The sequence below is a fragment of the Dactylosporangium sp. NPDC005572 genome (assembly GCF_040605515.1).
In the GTDB taxonomy this organism is placed as follows: domain Bacteria; phylum Actinomycetota; class Actinomycetes; order Mycobacteriales; family Micromonosporaceae; genus Dactylosporangium.
Map to the genome: position 1 here is coordinate 82,294 of NZ_JBEXCY010000017.1, position 21,414 is coordinate 103,707.

28 protein-coding genes are annotated in these 21,414 nt (G+C 71.6%); 9 read left to right on the plus strand and 19 right to left on the minus strand.

Going from position 1 to position 21,414, the window contains the following annotated elements; translation table 11 throughout:
- Positions 1 to 108: 108 nt before the first annotated feature.
- The 4 genes from ABZS66_RS11975 (at position 109) to ABZS66_RS11990 (ending at position 3,919) form a co-directional block, all read left to right on the plus strand.
- Complete coding sequence (locus ABZS66_RS11975; protein ID WP_354757110.1) at positions 109 to 945, plus strand: alpha/beta fold hydrolase; 837 nt, start codon at positions 109 to 111, stop codon at positions 943 to 945.
- The gene (locus ABZS66_RS11980; RefSeq protein ID WP_354757111.1) at positions 942 to 1,196 is read left to right on the plus strand and encodes an MbtH family protein; all 255 of its coding nucleotides are present in this window, start codon (positions 942 to 944) and stop codon (positions 1,194 to 1,196) included. Before ABZS66_RS11975 ends, ABZS66_RS11980 begins: the two co-directional genes overlap by 4 nt.
- 131 nt (positions 1,197 to 1,327) lie before the next feature.
- Positions 1,328 to 2,707 (plus strand): cytochrome P450, encoded by a 1,380-nt coding sequence (locus ABZS66_RS11985; protein ID WP_354757112.1) that lies wholly within the window; start codon positions 1,328 to 1,330, stop codon positions 2,705 to 2,707.
- Between the two features lie 525 nt (positions 2,708 to 3,232).
- Positions 3,233 to 3,919, plus strand: a complete 687-nt coding sequence (locus tag ABZS66_RS11990; protein ID WP_354757113.1) for a DUF305 domain-containing protein — start codon at positions 3,233 to 3,235, stop codon at positions 3,917 to 3,919.
- Positions 3,920 to 4,099: 180 nt separating this feature from the next.
- On the opposite strand, the gene ABZS66_RS11995 is transcribed toward ABZS66_RS11990, so the two are convergent.
- The 3 genes from ABZS66_RS11995 to ABZS66_RS12005 form a co-directional block, all read right to left on the minus strand.
- Positions 4,100 to 4,276: a hypothetical protein gene (locus ABZS66_RS11995; RefSeq protein ID WP_354757114.1), complete on the minus strand. Its 177-nt coding sequence runs from the start codon at positions 4,274 to 4,276 to the stop codon at positions 4,100 to 4,102.
- 95 nt (positions 4,277 to 4,371) lie between these two features.
- Positions 4,372 to 6,027 (minus strand): copper resistance protein CopC, encoded by a 1,656-nt coding sequence (locus ABZS66_RS12000; RefSeq protein ID WP_354757139.1) that lies wholly within the window; start codon positions 6,025 to 6,027, stop codon positions 4,372 to 4,374.
- Positions 6,028 to 6,099: 72 nt separating this feature from the next.
- A complete protein-coding gene (locus ABZS66_RS12005; RefSeq protein WP_354757115.1) occupies positions 6,100 to 6,252 on the minus strand; it encodes a hypothetical protein in 153 nt (50 codons plus the stop codon).
- A gap of 21 nt (positions 6,253 to 6,273) precedes the next feature.
- Here ABZS66_RS12005 and ABZS66_RS12010 point away from each other — a divergent pair, with 21 nt between their 5' ends.
- Together ABZS66_RS12010 and ABZS66_RS12015 are read left to right on the plus strand one after the other, a co-directional pair.
- The gene (locus ABZS66_RS12010) at positions 6,274 to 6,864 is read left to right on the plus strand and encodes a hypothetical protein (RefSeq protein WP_354757116.1); all 591 of its coding nucleotides are present in this window, start codon (positions 6,274 to 6,276) and stop codon (positions 6,862 to 6,864) included.
- Positions 6,865 to 6,970: 106 nt separating this feature from the next.
- The gene (locus ABZS66_RS12015) at positions 6,971 to 7,147 is read left to right on the plus strand and encodes a hypothetical protein (RefSeq protein ID WP_354757117.1); all 177 of its coding nucleotides are present in this window, start codon (positions 6,971 to 6,973) and stop codon (positions 7,145 to 7,147) included.
- 119 nt (positions 7,148 to 7,266) lie between these two features.
- On the opposite strand, the gene ABZS66_RS12020 is transcribed toward ABZS66_RS12015, so the two are convergent.
- The 12 genes from ABZS66_RS12020 to ABZS66_RS12075 all read right to left on the minus strand — a co-directional run bounded on the left by ABZS66_RS12020 (position 7,267) and on the right by ABZS66_RS12075 (position 14,422).
- A complete protein-coding gene (locus ABZS66_RS12020) occupies positions 7,267 to 7,968 on the minus strand; it encodes a YcnI family protein (RefSeq protein ID WP_354757118.1) in 702 nt (233 codons plus the stop codon).
- Between the two features lie 25 nt (positions 7,969 to 7,993).
- Complete coding sequence (locus ABZS66_RS12025; protein ID WP_354757119.1) at positions 7,994 to 8,596, minus strand: copper resistance CopC family protein; 603 nt, start codon at positions 8,594 to 8,596, stop codon at positions 7,994 to 7,996.
- A gap of 87 nt (positions 8,597 to 8,683) precedes the next feature.
- Positions 8,684 to 8,899, minus strand: a complete 216-nt coding sequence (locus ABZS66_RS12030) for a hypothetical protein (RefSeq protein ID WP_354757120.1) — start codon at positions 8,897 to 8,899, stop codon at positions 8,684 to 8,686.
- Entirely contained in the window at positions 8,896 to 9,069 is a 174-nt protein-coding gene (locus ABZS66_RS12035; RefSeq protein WP_354757121.1) for a hypothetical protein, read from the minus strand. The genes ABZS66_RS12030 and ABZS66_RS12035 overlap by 4 nt, the downstream gene beginning before the upstream one ends.
- Before the next feature lie 58 nt (positions 9,070 to 9,127).
- Positions 9,128 to 10,090: a M56 family metallopeptidase gene (locus ABZS66_RS12040; protein ID WP_354757122.1), complete on the minus strand. Its 963-nt coding sequence runs from the start codon at positions 10,088 to 10,090 to the stop codon at positions 9,128 to 9,130.
- Entirely contained in the window at positions 10,087 to 10,458 is a 372-nt protein-coding gene (locus ABZS66_RS12045) for a BlaI/MecI/CopY family transcriptional regulator (protein ID WP_354757123.1), read from the minus strand. Before ABZS66_RS12045 ends, ABZS66_RS12040 begins: the two co-directional genes overlap by 4 nt.
- Before the next feature lie 64 nt (positions 10,459 to 10,522).
- On the minus strand, positions 10,523 to 11,497 hold the full coding sequence (locus tag ABZS66_RS12050) for an NlpC/P60 family protein (RefSeq protein WP_354757124.1): 975 nt from the start codon (positions 11,495 to 11,497) through the stop codon (positions 10,523 to 10,525).
- 78 nt (positions 11,498 to 11,575) lie between these two features.
- Entirely contained in the window at positions 11,576 to 11,833 is a 258-nt protein-coding gene (locus ABZS66_RS12055) for a hypothetical protein (protein WP_354757125.1), read from the minus strand.
- A 99-nt stretch (positions 11,834 to 11,932) separates the two neighbouring features.
- Entirely contained in the window at positions 11,933 to 12,703 is a 771-nt protein-coding gene (locus ABZS66_RS12060; protein ID WP_354757126.1) for a class I SAM-dependent methyltransferase, read from the minus strand.
- A gap of 188 nt (positions 12,704 to 12,891) precedes the next feature.
- Entirely contained in the window at positions 12,892 to 13,302 is a 411-nt protein-coding gene (locus ABZS66_RS12065; RefSeq protein WP_354757127.1) for a hypothetical protein, read from the minus strand.
- 74 nt (positions 13,303 to 13,376) lie between these two features.
- Positions 13,377 to 14,093: a cation transporter gene (locus ABZS66_RS12070; RefSeq protein ID WP_354757128.1), complete on the minus strand. Its 717-nt coding sequence runs from the start codon at positions 14,091 to 14,093 to the stop codon at positions 13,377 to 13,379.
- Positions 14,093 to 14,422, minus strand: coding sequence for a metalloregulator ArsR/SmtB family transcription factor (locus ABZS66_RS12075; protein ID WP_354757129.1), 330 nt, complete (start codon positions 14,420 to 14,422; stop codon positions 14,093 to 14,095). The genes ABZS66_RS12070 and ABZS66_RS12075 overlap by 1 nt, the downstream gene beginning before the upstream one ends.
- Before the next feature lie 245 nt (positions 14,423 to 14,667).
- Here ABZS66_RS12075 and ABZS66_RS12080 point away from each other — a divergent pair, with 245 nt between their 5' ends.
- Both ABZS66_RS12080 and ABZS66_RS12085 read left to right on the plus strand, forming a co-directional pair.
- Positions 14,668 to 16,185, plus strand: a complete 1,518-nt coding sequence (locus ABZS66_RS12080) for a DHA2 family efflux MFS transporter permease subunit (protein WP_354757130.1) — start codon at positions 14,668 to 14,670, stop codon at positions 16,183 to 16,185.
- Between the two features lie 98 nt (positions 16,186 to 16,283).
- Positions 16,284 to 16,970 (plus strand): hypothetical protein, encoded by a 687-nt coding sequence (locus ABZS66_RS12085; protein WP_354757131.1) that lies wholly within the window; start codon positions 16,284 to 16,286, stop codon positions 16,968 to 16,970.
- A 192-nt stretch (positions 16,971 to 17,162) separates the two neighbouring features.
- Here ABZS66_RS12085 and ABZS66_RS12090 read toward each other — a convergent pair whose 3' ends face one another.
- Together ABZS66_RS12090 and ABZS66_RS12095 are read right to left on the minus strand one after the other, a co-directional pair.
- On the minus strand, positions 17,163 to 17,939 hold the full coding sequence (locus ABZS66_RS12090) for a DUF1775 domain-containing protein (protein ID WP_354757132.1): 777 nt from the start codon (positions 17,937 to 17,939) through the stop codon (positions 17,163 to 17,165).
- 328 nt (positions 17,940 to 18,267) lie between these two features.
- Entirely contained in the window at positions 18,268 to 18,549 is a 282-nt protein-coding gene (locus ABZS66_RS12095) for a hypothetical protein (RefSeq protein ID WP_354757141.1), read from the minus strand.
- Between ABZS66_RS12095 and ABZS66_RS12100 the strand changes: the two genes are divergently transcribed.
- Positions 18,457 to 18,693: a helix-turn-helix transcriptional regulator gene (locus ABZS66_RS12100; protein WP_354757140.1), complete on the plus strand. Its 237-nt coding sequence runs from the start codon at positions 18,457 to 18,459 to the stop codon at positions 18,691 to 18,693. The genes ABZS66_RS12095 and ABZS66_RS12100 overlap by 93 nt on opposite strands.
- A 145-nt stretch (positions 18,694 to 18,838) precedes the next feature.
- Here the strand turns inward: ABZS66_RS12100 and ABZS66_RS12105 are convergent, their stop codons facing one another.
- Positions 18,839 to 19,393 carry a hypothetical protein gene (locus ABZS66_RS12105; protein ID WP_354757133.1) on the minus strand — a complete coding sequence of 185 codons (555 nt, stop codon included), beginning with the start codon at positions 19,391 to 19,393 and terminating at the stop codon, positions 18,839 to 18,841.
- A 120-nt stretch (positions 19,394 to 19,513) separates the two neighbouring features.
- Positions 19,514 to 21,414, minus strand: a 1,901-nt coding sequence (locus tag ABZS66_RS12110) for a transglutaminaseTgpA domain-containing protein (protein WP_354757134.1), incomplete at its 5' end; no start/stop codon positions are given.

Here is a 21,414-nt window from a genome sequence, read left to right on the forward strand (position 1 = left end):
GGACCATCACCGACTATCGCGAGGGAGAAGCGAGTGACCGAGGCCCTGACGAGCGAGACGGGTACTGCCCCCGATCCGAAGACCGGTCCGTTGCCTGTGGTGTGGGACATGCGGTTGGGGGTCAAGGCGTGGTGGACTCCGGGTAGGCCCCCGCCCGGGGCCAACGACCCCACGTTCATGCTGACGCCGGAGCGTCCGCGGCCGGTGTTGTTGCTGCACGCGTTCATGTCCAACCAGTCGTTCAACTTTCAGGCCGGTGCGCCGTTCCTGCGCAATCACGGCTTCTGGGTGTTCACGATGAACTGGGGCAGGCCGCAGTGGGCGGGTGGGTTCAACGTGCCGTTCCAGGGCAACGCGGATCTGCGCCACAGTGGTCAGCAGTTGGCGGCGGAGGTCGAGCGGATCAAGAAGCTCACCGGTGTGGACAAGATCGACCTGGTTGGGCACTCCGGTGGTGGTGGGCTGTTGATGCAGTACTACCTCAACGTGCTCAACGGGTATCCGAACGTGGACAAGGCGATCTCGGTCGCGCCGTCGAACCACGGTGTCTCCTTCAGCACGCTGACCTACCTGTTCCGTAACGCCTCACCGATGATGTACCACCTGATGGCCCGGAAGCTGCTGCCGCTGTGCGACCAGGGCGCACCGGACTCCGAGATGATCGATGTGATCTACGGCAAGGGCGACACCCGGCCGGGCCCGCAGTACACCGTGATCATGACCGAGCACGACCAGATCGTCACGCCCTACACGAAGGCGTTCCTGGACGGCGACAACGTCACCAACATCCTGCTCCAGGACGGCTGCCCGGAGGACCTCTGCGAGCACGCCGGGATCATCTACAACGAGCGGGCCTGGCTGCACGTGCTCAACGCGCTGGACCCCGACAACGCCAAGCCGGTGCCCGCCTTCCGTGTCGACCCGTACTTCCCGGGCTGGAAGTGACCATGAATCCCTTCGACGAGGACGACGGCATCTTCTCGGTGCTGGTCAACGACGAGGAGCAGCACTCGTTGTGGCCCAGCAAGATCCCGGTCCCGACCGGCTGGCGGGTGGTGCACGCCGACGACACCAGGGAGGCATGCCTGGCATACGTGGAGCGGCACTGGACCGACCTGCGTCCGCTGAGCGCCCGCTCGCCGCGGCCCGCGCGCCGGATCTCCAGGAACGAGCGGACCGCGCCGAGGAGCGCCTGACATGGACGCGCGTGCCGACCCGACCGGCCGGCACGCGCGTCTGCCGACGATACCGCCGAGCCGGTGCCCGCCTTCTACGTCGACCCGTACTTCCCGGGCTGGAAGTGCATCCGTCCCACGAGGAGTCGTCCATGAGCAACCCGACCGCCACGTCGTTGCGAACGTACGCCCGCGACCGGATCATGGGTTGGCGCCCCACCATCCGACATGCCGCGCCGCAGCCCGGCGAGGCGCTGCCGCCGGGGCCACGGACCCTCGGCGCCCTGCAGTCGATGCGGGTCTGGGGCGCCCGGAACACCTACTTCCCGGCGATGCAGCAACGGTACGGCGACACGTTCCTGCTGCGCGTCACCCCGATCGGGCAGATCGTGGTCGTCTGCGGGCTCGAGGACGTCAGGAAGGTCGCCCTCGGCGGCCCCGACCTGTTCCCGATCGGCGAGAACAACTCGATGTTCGAGGCGCTGATCGGCAAACGGACCGTGCTCTCGCTCGACGGCGCCGAGCACCGCGCCGAACGCAAGCGGATCATGCCGGCCTTCCACGGCGAGCGGATCGCTGCGGTGGTGACCGCGATGGAGGAGCTGACGGCGCAGGAGGTCATGCGCTGGCCGATCGGCAGCGATTTCTCGTTGGTCGAGCGGATGCAGGAGCTCGCGCTCAGAGTGATCGTCAGAGTGGTCCTGGGCGTCGAGGACCGAGCCCGCGCCGAGGCGCTCGCCCCCGCCCTGCGGCGGATGGTCGACTACTCCAACCTCGAGTTGCTGATGCTGGTGTGGCCGCAGCTGGCCCGGCTGGGCCCTTGGCGCAAGGCGATCGCAGGGCTCGACCACGCCGACGATCTGCTGTGCGCCGAGATCGACAGGCGGCGCGCTGACCCGGACCGACACCAGCGTGCCGACGTGCTGTCGATGCTGCTCGACGGTGACCCCGACGACGAGCTTGTCCGCGTCGAGCTGGTCACCCTGCTCGCCGGCGGTCAGGAGACCTCGGCGATGGCCGCGTCCTGGATGTTCGAGCGGCTGCTGCGGCACCCGGGCGCTCTCGCGCGCGTCCGGGCGGGCCTCGACGACCCGAAGGACGAGTACCGCACGGCGGTCATCAACGAGACGCTGCGCGTGCGCCCCGTCGTCTACAACGTCGGACGCCGGGCCACCGCGCCGGTCGAGCTCGGTGGCTACCGTGTCCCGGCCGGCACGTTCGTGTGGGCCTCGCTCGCCGCCATCCACCGCGACCCGCGCATCTGGGGCGAGGACGTCGAGGAGTTCCGGCCGGAGCGCTGGCTGGAACCGGATGTGCCGTCACGGGCGTTCCTTCCGTGGGGCGGTGGGGCGCACCGCTGCCTCGGCGCCACGTTCGCGCACATCGAGATGGAGGTCATCCTGCGTACCGTTCTGCGCCATGTCGAGCTGCGGGCCGACCAGGCCGCCGACGAGCCGATGGTGATGCGCAACATCTTCGCCCTGCCGAAGCACGGTGCACGGGTCCGCGTCGAGCGCAGACTCGGTGGATGAGCCGGTGACCTGAGCCCAGGCCGCCCGCGGCTCGATCTCCCGCGGGCGCGACGGTTCACGCGCCCACGCCCTGGTGGCCACGGCGGGCGTCTGCACAAAGTCGGGCGACGGAGAACATCGCCACCGGGCCCGCCGCTGCCACGTGGCGGCGGCCGAGTAGGCGGTCCCGGCACGACCTGCACCACCGCCGAGCGGCATCCACAGCACGAAACCGCAGCAGGACCGCACCCGCATGACCGACCAAGCCCTTACCACCGGCGGCCCCACGTGAGACGCCGTTCGACGTCGCTGTCGCCGTACCACCACGAACGCGGCCGCGAATGGTGACGCCGGCCCTCGTCGTCGGCGAGCTCGGGCAGTGAAGCCGTGCTGGTGGTCCGACTGTTCGAACGGGCCCGGCGCGGCCTCACACGGTGACGGGGGCCGATCCGGTACTGTCCGCCGGGATCGGGACCATCGGCACTGTCCGAGCACGGCGGCCCGCGGGCACGATGGTCGCGGCGTTGGTGTGGAAGGAGCGAGGTCGTGTCCGACGTTGCGGTGCTGGACCCCGAGGTCGACGAGCCCGAGCTGGAGCGGCCGCCGCGGTGGCGGCGGGTGGTGCCGCAGGTTGTCGCCGCGGTGCTGGTGCTGGTCACGGGGGTGGCGATCGGCTGGCTGGTGCCGGTGCTGCAGCGGCCCGGCGACGTGTCGGCGGAGGCCGGCTTCGTGCGGGACATGCAGACCCACCACGCGCAGGCGGTGGAGATGTCGATGATCCTCTACGGCCGCAGTACCAATCAGGAGCTGCGGACCGTGGCGATGGACATCGCCCTGACCCAGCAGGCGCAGATCGGCATGATGCGGATGATGCTCAAGGAGTGGCATCTGCAGCCGACCGGCGAGCGGCCGGTCATGGCGTGGATGCACGGGGCGCACATGGAGGGCATGCCCGGTATGCCGATGGTGGTGGACGCCGAGGGGCTCATGCCGGGCATGGCGAGCGCGGCTGAGATGGCCCGGTTGCGCAAGGCCGTGAGCCCCGAGGTCGATCTGCTGTACTGCGAGCTGATGACCCGCCATCATCTGGGCGGCATCATGATGGTCGATGCCGTCCTCGCCCGCACCGATCGCGAGCAGGTGCGCGACCTGGCCGAGCCTATGCGCACCGGCCAGCGCTCCGAGATCACGTTGTTCGAGAGGCTGACCGAGCGCATCAAGAACCCGGCCTGATCACCCTGGGTACCGGGCGGGCCAGTGGCGGGCCGGGCCGGACGGCTCGTCGTTGACGACCTCGGCGACGGAGTCTGTCCGAAGCCCGTCCCGCGAGATCTCGTGCATCTCGGCGCGCGTCAGCGGCTCTGGCTTCTCGCCCGGGTATGGCGTCTCGTCAGGCGCGGACGTCCCACTCGATCAGCCTGCAGGCGGGCTGCCGGGCATCTCCGACTCGCAATGGTCGTGCATCTGCCCGGAGCAGCCGGGCATCGGGCTGGGCGCAGGCTCGGCCACGTAGGCGCCGAGGCCGGCGATCGCACCGAACCCGAGCGCCGCAATGATGCTGAGGGCGAGGCCCGCGATTCGTCTCCGCATCCCGTCCTCCTCAGCGGGTTCTCCGTACAACGCGGTAAGGGAACGGTTGGCTACCCGCGCCCCAGCTCCCCAACCGCGCGATCGGGTGCGGGCTGTCACCCGACCGGCACCTTCGCGGTGACCGTCGCCTGATTGAGGTCGTCGAGGCGGAGCGTGAGGCGCATCTCCCAGGTGCCGGCGCTCGGCAGGGCGATCTGCCCGGTGGCGTGATCCGCCGTGACCGCCAGCAACGGTACGGTGATGGGCTCGATGCCGGCGGCCGGAAGCGCGACGGTGCCCTTCCACTCGGCGACGGTGACCGGCTTGGCGCCCTCGGGTGTGCGTGCGTAGAGGTGGACGGTGTTGTTGCCGATCCGGGCCGGGGAGACGTCCACCTCGAGCTGGAACAGGCTGCTGCCGACCACCACGACAACCGGTTGGCCGGACTGTCCGGTCGCGGCCGCGGCGCTGCGCGCGGGCGTGGTCTGCACCAGGACCGAGCTGAGCGTGAGCACGACCACGACGACGGCGACCTCCACGATGACGCCCGTGCGGAGCCGCCGGCGAACGCCGCCGGCGTCCTCGGGGCCTGGTCCGTCGGTGTCGTCGCTCGCGGCGAAGTACCTGAGAGTCAGACGGCGCGCGAATGCGGCCGCGGCCAGGACGACGGCGAGCAGTCCCGCCTTGGCCAGTACGAGCTGGCCGTACCGCGTGCCGGTCAGGCCGCTGAAGGTGGCGACCTCGATGAGCGCCTGGGCGGTGCCGGCCAGGACGAGGACCGTCACCGCGAACAGTGCCCAACCGGACCAGACCGGCAGGATGATGCGCAGTTCTCGGGTGCTCGCCCGTGGCAGCAGGAACAGGACGAACGTGACCAGGCCGCCCAGCCAGACCGCCATCGCGGCGAGATGGGTGGCATCGGCGACCACCGAGAGCGCCGGCACCGGCGACGCTCGCGGGTGCCCGGACAATGGCCAGGTCGCGAGGCCGGCGACGCCGAGCAGCACCAGCAGAACGCGGTCGGCTGTCGCGGCCCGCATCCCGACGACGGACCGCAACAGCAGCAGCGCGGCCACGACGACGGCGATGCGGACCAGGTGCGCCACTCCGTACCCGGTCGTCAGCACGTCCACGACCCCGGCAGCGTCGGCGTCGAGCAGGGCCGTGCCGGTCGTGTAGGGAGCCTGGAGGTACAGCTCGAGCAGCGTGCCGGCGGCGAGCAGTGCTGCGCCGATCTGCACCGCGCGGGCCGGCCCGGCGGTGTCCAGCCTGCGCGGCCACAGGGTGGCGAGCACGAGCACAGGGCCGACGAGCAGCGCCAGCCCGAGGTAGCCGATCCAGCGGGCCACCGACATGCCGGACGTGACCCATGTGTCGCTGCGGACGCTGTCGCCGGTGGTGTCGGCCGGTGGGGCAGACGTCTCGCCGACGGAGAAGGTGAACGCGCCGCTCACCGGATGGTTGTCCGCTGAGATCACCCGGTAGCTGACCAGGTAGGTGCCACGCGGTCCGGCGGCGCCGACCGGCACGACGAGCGTCGTGTCGCGCGCGGCCGTTCGCCCGGTGGCCACCGGTGTGCCGTCCGGTGCGACGACCCGAACCTTGTCCGCGACCGGACGGACCGCCTCGGTGAACGTGACGACGATCTCGCTGGGCATCGTGGCGACGACCGTGCCCGGACCCGGACTGGAACCGACCACGGTGGCGTGGGCGACGGCGGGCGCGGCCGGGAGACCCAGCGCGGCCGGCAGGCCGAGGAGTATCGCGGCCATCAGCCGCCGCGGCCGGACCCAGCCGGCCCGACGCCGAACTTCTTGCACCCGTCCTCCGCGAAGACTCCGAGATCACATCACGTCGAGCAGCACGAGTACCGCGGCGACGAGGGCGATCGGCACGAGCAGGACCAGCACCAGCAGGGCGACGGTCGCGGCGACGTAGAGCGCCCGGTCGTACCAGTGGCCGGCTGCCTTCACGTTGGTCCGGCGTCGAGTGAACACGGGATGGTCCCCTACTGATCGGTGCCGCTCACCCAGCTACTATACGGCATAGTAGAGGCGGACTTGGAGGGCGGCCAGGTGTCAGCGTTCCTGCCGGACGTGGAGGACGCGTTCGCGCTCGTGCATCCCATGGGGCCGATCGTGCTGCTGGTGCTGGCCGTGGTGGCCGGCGCTCTCCTGCTGGCGCGATCCATGACGCGACCGCCTCGCCCCGCCGGCCGGCCGGGGCCGGCGTCGGCCGTTGCCGGCCTGATGGAGCTGCAGGCGCTGCGACAGGACCTGATTCGTGAGTTCACGGCGGCGATTCGAGCGGCCGTGGCGCTGCCTCCGGAGGGGGAGGTGTCCTCGCGCGTGCCGCTCCTGGACGAACAGCTCGGCATCGCCGGACGCAGCGTGGATCGGCTGCTCGGCGTCGCGGCGGCGATGCACCTCTCGCAGGAGAGTGTCACGTCGGCGCGGGCCGTCGGCGCCGCCGTGGTCCGGGTGCAGGCGGCGCTCGCCCTGGCCGCCGTCGACGGTGCGGGGGAGGCTTCGCTGGCCCGGGCGATGCGGGATGTGCACGCCGCCGTCGACCGGTTGCAGGTGGCGGTCGAGTGCGCGACGTCCCGGTGACGGTGCGCCGTCCTCGAGGCGGCGTCCCGGCCGTGGGGATGCCTGCGGGACCCCGGGGCTTGGCGGTGGTGGAGGGACCGGTGTCACCGGTGGACGGGACTTAGGCATGGAACGAGTGTGGGAGGGCCTGGTGACACGTCATGGGTACGCCGCCGCGATCGTCGCCGACGTGGTCGCGGCCGGTGGGGTCCGGCCCTGGGTTCGGCTCATCGGTCTCGGCTCGATGCTGGCCGCGGGCCTGCTGTGCTTCGTGCTCTTGACGTGGTGGCGGCGCTCCAGGTAGCTGCCGGCGACGAGCGCGGGGAGGTGCGGCAGGCCGCGACCAACACGCCGGGAGGCTCCCAGACGGCGACACGAAGGGGTGACGCCGGTCGAGACGTCCAGCGTGACCCCTCGGGCCGCTCACTGCGCCGGATACCGGCGGCGGGCGAGCACCACGACCATGACGAGTGCGGCCAGGGCGACGGTCAGCGCGGCGGTGGACATGATCGCCGGTACCGGGTTGGTCGCGGCCGGCTGGCTCGCCGCCGGGCCGGCGCTCGCCGTGGGGCCTGCGGTGGCGCGGGCCAGCCGCAGGACCGGCGCGGGGTCGGCGGGCTCCTGACCTGCAGTGGGCTCCTCGATCCACCGGGAGACCTCGCCGTCCGAGTACGTCTGCAGCGCCTTGAACACGACGATGTCGACGTCCGGCATCGGGCCGGCAGACAGTTCGAACTCCTCGAAGTAGCCGGCCTTGATGCCGTCGCCGGTGGCGGTCCAGGTCACCTTCGTCACCGCCTCGGTCAGCTGCCCGTCCGGAGTGTCGACCGGCTTCGGCAGCGGTGCCCGTTCGGTGACGGCGGTCCACCCGGGCACCGCCTTGAGGGTGATGAACGCGATCGGAGTCGCGGTCGGCATGATCAGCTCCAGCTTGACGGTGCTGGCGGTGGCCGACTCGTTCGGCACCCGGAAGGTCAGCTTGGCGTTGCCTCCCGGCACCGCGTCGACGGCGTCGACGCTGACGTGGGCACCTGCCCGCCCGGGCGCGAGCAGCAGCATCGCTCCCGCGACGACGGCGACGACCGCTGTTGCGCCGGCCCGGCGGAACGCCTTCGTGAACTGCACACTTGCCTCCGTATCAGTGCTGGACTCAGGGTTTGCGGCGGCGCGGCAGGAACGCGACGGCGACACCGACCACGACCAGCCCCGCAACCAGTCCCCCGACGAGTGCGATGGCCGACGGGCCCGACGACGACGCCTTGGTCGTGGCGGCCGTGCTCGCGGGCGGCGACGAGGATGCCGGCACTGCCGTGGCGGTGGCCGGCGACGACGGCGGGACAGGACTGCTCGTGCTCGCCGGGGCGGCGGTGACGGTGAAGCCGAGCTTGCCCTGGACCGGATGGCCGTCGGTCGAGACGACCCGGTAGGTGACCGTCACCGGACCTGCCGCGCTGACCGCTCGCAGCGCCTGGGTCAACGTCGTGCCCGCACCGGCCGGCGCTCCCACGGTCAGGCTCACTCCGGCCGCGTCGACCACCGCGACCTGCGCCAGCGCAGCGTTCGGCGTCTCGCGGAACGTCATGCTCAGCGACGTGGGGCTCGTGGCGAGGCTGGTGCCGTCTGCCGGGTCGCTGCTGCGCAGGGCGTTGTGCGCGAAGGCGGGCTGGGCCGGGACGGCGACCACGATGGCAGCGACCGTCGCGATGAACGCGGCGACCCGGAGTCTCCACAGACCTGACACGGGGGCGATCACCTTTTCAGTTTGTCGTTGTGACCGTAGTCGTGTCACAGGCCTCGAAAGTTCCCGGCGGCCGTCCACTACGACACACGATCGTAGTCGCTAGGGTACGGCGACGGTGAACGCCGCGGTGTTGACGGCGGCCGCGGTCTGGCCGTGTTGGAACTGCAGGAACATCCGATAGCGGCCGGGTGCCGGGGTCGACAGCCAGAAGCGGATGGCGCCATCGAGCTGGTCGTCGGCATGGGCGTGGACGAGGGCCAGGTCGCCTTCGCGGACGACGACCAGATGGCCGTACGCGCCGAGGTACCGGGTCACACCGCCCGTCGCCGGGGCGCCGGTGGGGCGACTTGGGAGGCGCCGACCGGCTGGCTGGCCGCGCGGCCGGCGACATATCCGGTGGCGAGCGTCACGACGAGCGCCACGGCGTAGCCGACCGGCCGCCAGCTGGCCGGGCCGGGTCGCTGCGGTGTGGTCGCGCTGCGCATCGAGTCTCCGGGGCCGTTCGGGCGAGAGGGCAAGTCTACTAGATGACGTAGTACGGCTTCAGAGGAAGAGCGTTGTGGGTAGCCAGCCGGCGTACCGGTCGAACATCGCCAGCAGTGGCGGTGCGGCCACCGCCAGCGCCGCCCCGGCGGGGATCAGCAGGCGGGCCGGCACCGGCAGCGGTGCCGGCGGGGTGAGCAGGCGGTGCAGCCGCTCCAGACGGTCCGAGCCGTGCATCGCCAGCAGTCCTTCCCCGGCGATACCGGGGGCAGGCTGGGCCATGGTGACCAGCGCGCGGGCGACGTCGATCCGGCTAGTGGAGCGGGCCGCAGCGTCGTCAGCGCACATCTCCACGAGGCGGTCGACCTGCCGGCGGCCGACCTGGAAGCAGCGGATCCGGGGAAACGCGTGGGCGAGCAGCCGCATCCAGTGCGTGAGCTCGTAATGCCGGCCCGCGTGGTGCGCCCGCTCGTGGGCGAGCACGGCCTCCAACTCGGTCGCCTCGAGCCGCTCGACCGCGGCCGAGGTGATGACGATGTCGGCCGCGCGGCCCGGCCGGGTCCGGCCCGGCATGAGGTAGGCCGCGGGCTCGTCGTGACGCACGACGGAGGCGCCCGGCACCGCCGACGGGACCGCCCCGAGGCGCACGGCCAGCCGCAGCCGGGTCCGCCGCGTTCGCTGCGCCTTGAGCATCCGTACTGCGCTGACGGTCATCCGCCCGGCGAGGGCGCACAGGCCGAGCAGGCCGGCCCCCGCGAGGACCTGGGCCGGCCGGTCGAGCCGGCCGGTGAGCGCGTCGAGGCAGAAATGCCACGCGCCGTTGACCAGGTCGTGGGTGCGGTCCCAGTACAGCAGGAGGGTGAGCGCGGCCAGAACCGCCGACAACAGCACCGCGCCGGACAGCGCGATCCAGGCGAGCACCGCCAGCCGCGGCGCCCTCGGCGCCCAGCCGGCGGCCGCCAGCCGCGGCGCTGCGGTCGTCGCCAGGAGCGCGCCGAACGCCAGCAGCAGCAGCGGGCTCATCGCCCGGAGATCCGGCGTTCGTAGCTCGACAGCGCCTCACGCAGCGCGGCCGCCTCGTCCATGGTCATCTTGCCGACGAAGTGGGTCAGCGCCTCGACCCGGTCGCCGCTGTCGACGAGCGCCTCGTGCATGGTCTGGGCCACGTACTGGTCCCGGGTCATCGACGGCAGGTACCGGTAGGCGCGGCCGTCCGGCTCGCGCGTCAGCCAGCCCTTGCGGTACAGCGTGTCGATCACGGTCATCACCGTTGTGTAGGCGAGCTCGCGGTGCCAGTGCAGCTCCGACAGCGCCTCACGAACGGTCGTCGGCGTCCCGCGCTTCCACAGCAGCTCCATGAGCGCGGCTTCCAGCTCCCCGAACCCCTGCACGGCACATCCTCCAGTCGACTACCGGTCATCGTAGCCTGACCCGGCGATGCCGACGTTCCGCTGATCAGCCAGGTCGGCGATAGCCGGTGATCGGACGACCGTCGAGCTTCGCCATGCGCACGTAGTCGCCGGTGGTGGGCGCGTGGACCATCCAGCCCCCGCCGACGTACAACCCCATGTGGTGCAGGTCGCTGTAGAAGAAGACGAGATCGCCCGGGCGGAGCTCGGCCTTGGACACCGGCTTGGTCTGGTCCCACTGCCACCTCGTGTAGTGGCGCAATGTGACGCCGGCCGCGGCCCAGGCGGTCAGTGTCAGGCCGGAGCAGTCGTAGCCGTTCGGGCCCGCGGCACCCCAGACGTAGGGCTTGCCGATGAGCGAGCAGGCCTTCTTCGCAGCGGTACCGCCGGGGCCGCCGAGGTAGTCGACCGGGCAGGCGACGGGTCTGAGCGCGCCGGTGCCGCCGTCATTGCCGTACACCTGCTGGCGCAGTTTCTGCAGGTCGCCGATCTTCGCCTCGATGTCCTGCTTCTTCGCGGCGAGCTCGGCGTCCTGCTCGGCCTGCTGGGCGATGACGGCGTCAAGCGCCCGCTTGTCGCCGGCGAGCCGGTCCCGAGCCACGAGCACCTCCTCGATCGCAGCGCGCTGGTTGCGCGCCATCGCGTTCGCGACCGCGAGCTGTCCCAGCAGCGCGTCCGGTGACTCGGCGCCCAGCACCACGTCCAGGGCGGTGATCCGCCCGCGCTTGAAGGCCCGCACCGACAGCTCGCTGACGGCGCCCATCGCCGCGTCGACCTGGTCCTGCAGCGGCTGGAGCTGCCGCTGCAGGACCGCCGTCTTGGCCTGGTTGTCCTTGAGCAGGGTGTGGACCTGGTTGTACTGCTCGATGATCGGCTCCAGCTGGTTCCACGCCTCGTCGATCTGCTGCTCCACCTGCGCCGGCGTGGGCTCCGCGCGGGCCGCCCCGCCGCCCGCCAGCACGGCGAGCACTCCCGTGGCGGCGGCCAGCAGCGTCAAGCGGTGCGGGCGACGTGGCAGCACGCGAAACCGACTCCTTCGTCCCCTTGGCCCGGATCGCCTGCCGAAGATAGTCACCGCCCTGGTCTCGCGCAAGGACAACTACGAAGCGTGATAGTAGGCGTACTGAGGTGGCGTGATGCGCTCACGGAGCCAGGCGCCGACGACGACGGCCGGATCCGGCAGACGGCCGGCGTGGCGCACGTCGAAGCCGCAGCGAGCAAACCCGTCCGTGACGATCACATCGAGCCCGACGGGGTTGGCTACGGACGTCAGTCGTAGTGGCGGGCCGCCGCGCGCCGCCGGCCGGAACGTGAGGACGCACGGCTCGTGCAGGACCGTCTCGACGAGCGGCGTCACCGCGCGACGACCGAGTACACGAAACCGATGATGACCAGCATGCTCACGACGCTGATCAGGACGAGTGCGGACGCGCCCGGATCGCGGTGTCCCGGGTCGTCATGATCGAGCATGGGCCCGCTCCTCCCACCTGACGTACACGGACACGGTCGTCGTGGGCCGGGCCGGCAGCGGCCGGCCGGCCAGGTCGGCGAACCGGCCGGCCAGCCGCAGCCCGGCATGCTCGGCGAGCAGGTCGAGCTCGCCCGGCAGCACGTACCGCAACCGGTTCGGCGTCGCGTGGACCTCCGCTCCGGCCCGGGCGAAGCGCACGGTCTCGATCACCTGCGTGCTCGGGTCGATCCGGCCGGCCGTCATGACCATCCGGTCGGGGTCCCACTCCTCGACGTGCAGCGAGTGTCCGCCGTTCCAGCGGCTCGGGTCGGGGATGAACCCCTCGACGACCAGCGCGCCCCCGGCGGCCAGCCGGTCCGCGGCGGCCTGCACGCAGCGGCGCTGGGCGGCCTGGTCGGGCAGCAGGTAGAGGGTCGAGAAGGCGATCAGGACACAACCGAAGGCCTCGCCGGTGGGCGGGTCGCACATGTCGCCGAGCCGTGCGTCGACGCGGTCCGCTCCGGGCTTGGCAGCCAGCCGGCCGAGCATGGCTTCCGAGTTGTCGACGCCGACCACCCGCAGACCGGCCGCGGCCAGCGGCAGCGCCAGACGGCCGGTGCCGACGCCGAACTCCAGCACGGAGGGCGGTCGCGCCCAGCCGCGGATGAAGCCGGCGACCGCATCGGGGTCGTCGCGGCGGTCGTAGAGGGTGTCGTAGATGTCGGCCCAGCCGTCGCCGTACGCCGGCGAGCGGTCGGTGCCGTGGCGGGATTCCACGGCTGGAAAGGTGTTCAAGGGCATGCCTCGCAGGACAGGATCGGGCGGCGGGCGCGCACAGGCAGCCCGCACGGTTACGGAGAACGGGCGGTGCACCGCGCAGCGGTCATCCGCTCATCGGGTGTTTCGGCATCAGCCGGCACGCCGGCGGCGTGGCCGGACGTGCGACGCGACGTTGTCCGAGCGATCTACGTCCGCAGGACGGACAGCTGGGTGAGGGCCGGTGCGCCGCTGCCGCTGCCGTGCGCGGCGTCGTCGGCGGCGGTCGCCAGGAGTCCTTCGCCGGCGTGCCGCGGTGCGGCGCCGGCGGGTGCGAGCGGCGGCGGTGTGCTCAGCGGCGAGCCGGCGACTGCCGTCGCCTGGCACATCCGATGGCCGCGTTCATGGGCGTCCTCCGGGCATTCGCAATGCCCGCTGCCGGGTGCCAGGGTCGACGCCCAGCGGTCGCGGCCTTCGGCGGCCTGCGGGCCGTCCTGGGCGACGGCCTGCGTCGCCGACACCGCCGCGGTCGGCGTCTCGGAGATCGTGTGCATGAGAGCGACCGCGATCGCCAGCAGGATGGTGACGACCGCGAACCCGCGGGCTCCGCGTGTGGCCATGGCGATCGTCACCTCCTAGGCGGCATCGGAGACAGCGTGTCCGATGCTACGCGACGGCGCAACACCCCCCGGGGTCAGTTGTCGCCGGCGCAGCACCCGTCGGTGCAGCCGGCCGGTGCGGTACCCGGTGCCGCCGACGTCCGCAACGCGGCGGCGGGTGCGCAGCAGGCGTCGCCGCGCCACGCCTCGCGGCCCTCCTTGACGGCGACGGCGGCGATGACGAGCGCGGCGATCGGGTCGGCCCACCACCAGCCGAAGAGCGTGTTGACGGCCAGCCCGGCCAGCAGTACCGCGGAGAGGTAGGTGCACAGCAGGGTCTGCTTGGAGTCGGCGACCGCCGAGGCGGAGCCCAGCTCGCGGCCGGCGCGGCGCTGGGCGGCGGATAGCACGGGCATGATCGCGAGAGAGACCGCGGCGAGGACGAGGCCAACGGTGGAGTGCTCGGCGCGGTCGTTGCCGAGCAGGGCCCGGGCCGACTCGACGGTGACGTAGGCGGCGAGGGCGTAGAACGAGACGGCGATGATGCGCAGCGCGGTGCGTTCGCGCCGTTCGTGGTCGGTGCCGGAGAACTGCCAGGCGACGGCGGCGGCGGAGGCGACCTCGATGACCGAGTCGAGGCCGAAGCCGATGAGTGCCGTCGACGAGGCGGCCGTGCCGGCCGTGATCGCGATGACAGCCTCGACGACGTTGTACGTGATGGTGGCGGCGACGAACAGCCGAATGCGGCGGGCCAGGACGGCCCGGCGTGCGGGTGGCGGGCCGAGGGCGAGGAGGGGGAGCGGGCCGGCCATCAGCAGCAGCCTTCGGTCTCGGCGGCCGGACAGGCGGCCGGGTCGACGGCGAGGACGAGGCCGAGCAGGTCGCCGAGGGCGTGCACGAGGCGCGGGTCGGCCAGTTCGTAGCGCGAGCGGCGCCCCTCCGGCACCGCGACGACGAGGCCGCAGCCGCGCAGGCAGGCGAGGTGGTTCGACAGGTTCTGCCGAGTAGTGCCGAGCAGGTCTGCCAGCTCGGCCGGGTAGCCCGGTCCATCGCGCAGCGCGAGCAGTAGCCGGGCCCGGACCGGGTCCGACAGGGCGTGGCCGAAACGGGCCAGCACCTGGCCATGGGTCAGCGTCTCCACGGCACCACCATACACTGGCAAGTGAATACAGAAAATGCTGAACTATTTGGCCGAGAGCCTTGACCCGGTCGACGCAACACATATTAACATGCGCATGTGACCATGAATTCGGACGCGGGAATCCCCTGATGGCCCACGACCACGACCACACCGGGACGGCGACCGGCCGGCACCGCGGTGCGCTGGCCGGTGCGCCACGAGCACGGCACCCATCCATGAGACCCGCCACACGGGAGGAGCGCCACATGAAGCCCGACCCACGACCGTGGGCACTGGCCGGCCTGACGACCGCGGTCGTCGCGATCGGCATCGACGTCACCATCCTCAACGTCGCCCTGCCGACGATCGCCGCTGACGTGGCCGCCACGACCAGTGACCTGCAATGGATCGTCAACGCCTACGTGCTCGTCTTCGCCGGTCTGCTGCTGCCGTCCGGCGCCCTCGCCGACCGGTACGGCCGGCGGCGCTGGCTGCTGGCCGGCCTCGCGGTCTTCGGTGCCGGGTCGCTGGCGGCAGCGTGGTCCGGCGACGCGGCGCAGATCATCGGCGCCCGGGCCGTGCTCGGCGTCGGTGCGGCGATCATCATGCCCACGACGCTCGCCTCGCTCGCCGAGCTGTTCACCGGCGCGGCCCGCGCCAAAGCGGTGTCCGTACTCGTCTCCGGCATGGGTGTCGGCATCCCGCTCGGCCCCGTCGTCGGGGGATACCTGATCGACCACTTCTGGTGGGGCAGCATCTTCCTGATCAACCTGCCCATCGTCGCCATCGCGGGCCTGGCCGTTGCGGCGTTCGTGCCGGAGTCCAGAGACCCGGCGCCGCCACGCCCGGACCCGGTCGGGGCGCTGCTGTCGACGGTGGGGCTCGTCGGCTTCGTGTACGCGGTCATCGAAGCACCGCAGCGCGGCTGGGGCGCGCCACAGGTCGTCGCCGCCCTGGTCGCCTCGATCGGCATGCTCACGGCCTTCGTCCGGTGGGGGCTGCGCCGCCGGGAGCCGGCGATCGACCTCAGGCTCTTCGGCGACCGCCGGTTCCGGTGGGCGTCGATCAACGCCACGCTCGCCAGCTTCGCCCTGTTCGGCCTGCTGTTCATCGCGCCGCCACACCTCCAGGTCGTGCTCGGCTTCGACGCGCTGGGCACCGGCCTGCGACTGCTGCCGATGGTGGCCGGACTGGTCGTCGGCGCGGGCCTGGCCACCCGGGCGGCGGCCCGGCTCGGCCACCGCCTCCCAATGGTCGCCGGCCTGCTCATCGCCGCGGCCGGCCTGCTGCTCGGCGCCGCCGGCGACACCGGCACCGGCTACGGCCAGATCGCGACCTGGTACGTCGTCGCCGGGTTCGGTGTCGGCGCCACCCTCGCACCCGCGATGGACGCGGCGCTCGCGGCGATGCCGCCGGCGCGGTCGGGGGCCGGCATCGCCGTCACCATGACCATGCGCCAGGTCGGCGGCGCGCTCGGCGTTGCCCTGCTCGGCAGTCTGCTGTCGCAGACGTACAGCTGGCGGCTCGACACCGGCGACCTACCGCCGGCCGTCGCCGCCGCGGCAGAGCAGTCGCTCACCGCCGCCACCGCGCTCGACCTCGCCCCGCTTACCACGGCCGCCCACGCCGCGTACGCCGACGCGATGGCCGGCGTGCTGCTCGCCACCGCAGTCGTGTGCGTGCTCGGCGCCGCCGCCACCGCGGTGCTCATGCCGGGACCGGCTGCCCGCCAGGGGCTCGCGGAGCCGGCGGGCCAGCACGACGCCTACTATGGTCCTTCGTAGTAGTGTTCCGGGAACCGAGCCACGCCGCCGGACGACTACGTGACGGACGACGGTGAGCGGAGGGGGTCGACAGTGGCGGTGCAGTCCGTGGCGAAGCGATGATTCGACGAGCAGCCGTCGGTGTCGCGACCGCCACGATCGCCTCGGTCGCCGCGGCGGCCGGCGTGGTGTACATGGGCGGCGCGGCCGACACGACAGCGCTGCCGGGCCTGACCGTGGCCGGTCCGCTCACCACCTTCGGGCTCCCGGCCGCCCGCGTGCTGAGCGACGTCGCCGGCGCCGTCACCCTCGGCCTGCTCCTGGCGGCGGTGTGCCTGACGCCGGTACAACGTGAGCCGCAGGGGCGTCGCCTGACGGTGTCCGTCGCGGGTTACCGCGCCCTCCGGGCCGCTGTCCTGGCCGCTGCCGCGTGGTTGGTGGCGGTCGTGGTACAGGCGATCCTGACCGTGTCGGACCTGCTGGGCGCTCCGGCGGCCGACGTCGTCCGCGGGCCGGCGACCGCCAGCTTCCTGCTCGACCTCGTGCAGGGCCGGGCCTTGCTGGTCTCCGCGACGGCGGCCGTCGTCGCGGCGGCCGGCGCCCGTCTCGTCCTGGACGTCCGCTGGGTGGTGCCGCTGCCCGCGGTCGCGCTGGCGGGTCTGTCCGCGCCCGCGTTCGCCGGGCACGCAGCTGCCTCCGGCAACCATCAGCTCGCCGGGCGAGCAGGTCGCCATCTGTCCGGCCCACGCGCCGGAGACACTGTGAGCCGGTGCGGTGTCCGTCGGTTCGGAGACGACGGCCCGTAGCGCGCGGCCCGGACGCCGCCGATGGGGGGCGGTTCACTCGGTCGAGCCCAACCAGCGTCACGGCGAGGAAGCCGAGCGCCGGCTGCAGCCTTCGGTGCCTGGCTCGCGGGCGCCACGATCCGTACCGAACCCGACGACGCCGAGTCCCTCGCTGCGGTTGCCCATCATCGGTAGCGGCGCGACCGGTCAGCATCAGCGGGAGCCCGGCGTGTCGACTGTGCCTCTGCGCCGCCGCGACATCCGCGCGACCAGCCCGGCGAGGCCGACGGCGAGCAGGACGGCCAGACCCGCGATCGCCCACAGCGCCGCCTTGGCGGCGGGCAGCAGGCCGTGGCCTGCGGCGCGCGGGACCGCGAGCGGCGCGGCCGGGTTGTCCGCCGCGGGCGGCGTGCCGGCCGGGGTGGCGCGGACGGACGCCGAACTCGACGCCGACCGCAGCAGGAGCACCGGCGCCGGGTTCGCCGGCTCGGGTCGGTCCGGCAGCGGCAGATCGACCCACCGGGCGGTCGCGCCGTTGCTGAAGGTCGTCACGGTCCGGAACGCCAGCCGGTCGGTGTTGCGCGGCAGCTCTGCGACGGTCACGGCGTGTACCGCGGCCTGACCGGCCGCCAGTGCCGGCCCGGACACCTGGTAGCCGTCCCGCTCCGCGGTGAACGTCCATCCGGCGGGTGCCCCGGCCGGGCGGACGTCGCGGGGGCCGAGCCCGTCCGGCAGCAGCACCCGCACCGCCGTCAGGCCGGTGGAAGCGCCGTCAGCGTCGGCGGTGAACCGGATGGTCACGTTCCGGCCGCCGGCCACCGGATGGTCGGCGGCCACCACCACGTGCGCGGCGGCCGGCTCGGCGTCGGCCAGCGCGAGCGGGACGCCACCCAACACGCCGGCGACGGTCGCCGCCACCAGCCGCAGCCGGCGCGACTCGGCGAACACCCCGACCGGCCGTACCGGCGCCGGTTCACGCGTCGGAATCACGCGGCCAATCTACGGTGTTGCATAGTAGGGCGACAGCGCGGGTCAGCTCTCCGACAATGCCGCCCGCCGGCGCTGACCGAGCTTCCCCCGTTTCCCGGCGATTCGCTGGACCCGGCTGCTGCCGCCACCGCATGAGCGGAAAGCGGTCGCCTGCCTGGCATCCTCCACATGCGAGGGCGTCTACGTTTATCGATGTGGTTCTTGATAGGTCGCGAAAATGGTCGTGACCTCGCGATTGGTCCGCATCGGCGACCCGGAACCCAGCTACGGCGTGCAGCGGGGTGGTCAAAGAGCCGTGACGGCGTTGGGCGCAGCGCCGGTTCTTTGGTCACCTGCCGTCGCGCTCGTTGCACCACTTGTCGAAGACACATACGATGACAAATAGTAGACGGTCTGGCGCAGAGGAGCGGCGTAGTGTGCGGTGTCGATGACCAGACGCTTGGAGGTCTGGGTTACCGGTCAGCGTCGGCGAACCCACGGTAGTCGCGTGTCCAGACCAGATCACCGCCAACTCGCCATCGCCTTCGGCCAGCAGCTCAAGCACCACCGCCAAGCCGCCGGCCTCACCCAACACGAGCTCGGCGAGCGCGCCGGGCACAACCGTTCCCACATCGGAGACCTCGAGAGCGGTAGATTCGTACCAACGCTCTCCACGGCCTACCTGCTCGCCTGTGCCCTTGACATTCCGCTGTCGAGGCTGGCGCCAGACGGTCTCTGGCCGGCACCTCCGCCGCCCGCGGTCGCCAGGGAATGACGGCGCTTGCAGCCACACGGCGGTGCTCACCACGCATCAGGATTCAACATCGTGGACCACGTACACGTCGTAGATGTCCGCCACCATGAGCATCGGCCCGGCCGCCACCTGCGCAAGTAGCGCCGTGGCGTACGGGACGTGGCGGCTACTGGGAATCCGGCTGGGCTGAGGTAGCAGCCGCGGCTCGGTCGCCGCTGTCCGGTACGGCCTCGGCGTCGGGTGAGCCTTTGACGGCGAGGAACTGCGCGAAGCGGCGTGCCAGCTCTTGTCCGGCCATCCCGACGGCGTGGAAGGTGTGGACAGTGCCATCAGCCATGCCGACGGTGACCTCGACCCGTCCATGGTCCAGCTTGCTGTTGGCCCAGCGCACCGCATCGACGGCAATAGCGGGCACCGTAGCGTTGTGGCGCATCGCGTACTCGGCACGCAGATCCAGCACCCACACCACAGCGCCGACGACGCCGGCTACGACGGTAAGGACAAGCGCGAACACCGTCAACGCTATGCCGAGACCAGGGCTGACGGCATGCCCGACGCCGAGGCCAATGGCCCCGAGTCCGAAAGCCGCCAGGACCGCGCCGCCGGAGCTGCGCAATAGCCGGCCACGGTAGGTGCTGTGGTCGATGATGTGCACGCCGGTCTCGACGAACAGCAGCGTGACGGGTGTATCTGCGGTCGTGCGGACACCCGATACCTTCACGGTACGACGATACTCCGACCCCGACCGGCGACCGGCCGACTACCCGTACGCGGTGACGCCTGTCGACCGTCGAAGCGGCTGATCTCCGCTGCCGGAACTCAGCGCGGCGTGGTATTGCCGTCATTGGCGTCCGTCATGCCGGGTTTCGGAGCCGCGGACGCTCAGGGCCCGCATCAGCTGCTCCCGGCCGCGGCTGCCGGACAAGGCCACGGTGCTCAGGTGGGTGCCGAGGCTCGCGCGCCATCTGAGCAGGACCGACGGGGGCAGCAGGACGGCCAGGATCCTGGTCCGTCGCGGTGCGCGTTCGGCGAATGCGGTCCGGACGGCGCCGACCGCGCTGCGCAGTTCCTGTCCGGTGAGCGGGTGGCGGGCGTACCGTGCACGCTCCTCGACCGCGCTGAGCAGGTTGACGCTCTCCTGTGCCTTGTCGCGGAGCCGTTCCTCGGTGACCAGGCGCTCGACCGTCGCGCGCGGCGTCTCGGCCGCGTCGGTCGGGACGTTGTAGTCGACCATCAGGTCGATCAGCTCGTCCCACGCCTTGTGGGCGTCGGAGCGGGCCCGCGCGTATGACTGGTCATCGGCTGGCATGGGCACCACTTCGATGCCGCCCGACGAACCATACGAAACGGGCATCGACGGGCCGGCCACGGCGAACGCGAGGCGCCTGGACCGGGTGCGGTTGCGAGAGATCGCCGGGCTCAGCAGCAGCAGGAGCAGCAGCAGGCCACCGCCGGCCCAGGGGAGCACCATCAGGGCCGTCTGCCTGACGTTGTTCCCGGATGTCTGCGGGCCGCTGTCGACCGTGCCCGGGTTGTTGCCCTGGTCGTTGCCGGGCGCGGTGGCGTTCGCGGACGGGTCGGTCTCCGGGACGCCGCCTGGCCGGTTCGGCAGGTCGTCATCGGTGGCGGTGTCGTTCGCCTGCGGCAGGTAGGACGGGGTGACCGAGCCGCTGATCGAGGCCGCTGGGGTCGCGTCGAACGGCAGCCAGCCGTAGCCGGGGAAGTACACCTCGGTCCAGGCGTGCAGGTTGAAGTTCGTCAGCGTCATCGTGTCGCCCTGACGTGCACCTCCGCGGGCAAAGCCGAACGCGACTCGCGACGGGATCCTCGCCTCCCGCAGCATCCAGCCGAACGCCGCCGCGTACTGCACGCAGTAGCCCCGCTTGTTCTCAAGGAAGCCGGCAATCTTGGTACCGCCGGTGTTGGGGCCGGTAGTGAGGTCGTAGACGAAGCCGTTCGACGGCGAGAAGTGGTCCAGGATCGCCTTGACCTTGTCGTACTGCGTCGTCTTGCCTTTGATCAGTTCGGCGACCGTGTTCTTGACGACGGGGTTCGCCGGCGCCGCGAGCACGTCCCTGAGCGCTGTGTCGTTGGGGTTCAGCGACCCGGCCTTGCGCAGATCCTGGTCGGTGATGTCTGGCCGGAGGTATTCGACCGTGTACTGCTGCTTCGCTGTCGTCTGCTTCTTGGAGTACACCACCGCAGTCTTCTGGTCGAACGACCAGCTGTTGTCGATCCGCTCGATCCTGGTCGGCCAGGTGTATATGGGCAGGAAGGAGATGGCCAGCTCGTTGGTGACCTCGATGTTGGCCTTGTACGAGGTCGTCTTGACCGACGAGTCCCAGCTCGGGCCGGCCAGGTCCGAGCCGACCGGCTTGCCATCGGTGATCGGCCGGGCGTTGAAGCCCTGGTTGGTCAGCTGCTCCAGCACGTTGAAGCGCAAATAGAACGGGTTCTTGTCGTTCACGTTGGTCACCTTGACCATCTCGAACGCTTTGTCCCGGTTGAGTTGTCCTTCGAGCAGGGCGAGCATGCTCACCGAGCGGCCGTTGCCGCCCTGGCCGCCGCCGGCCCCGGTGCCGAAGCGGTCGAGGAGGCCGGCGGGCATCGCGAACGGGATGAGCGGCACCAGTACCGCCGCGATCACACCGACCGTGCCGAGGCGCAGGCCGGCGACGGCGAGCGGTGACGGCTCCCACAGGTCGACGTCGCGCCCGTCGCCGGTGAAGCGGCGGCCGAAGC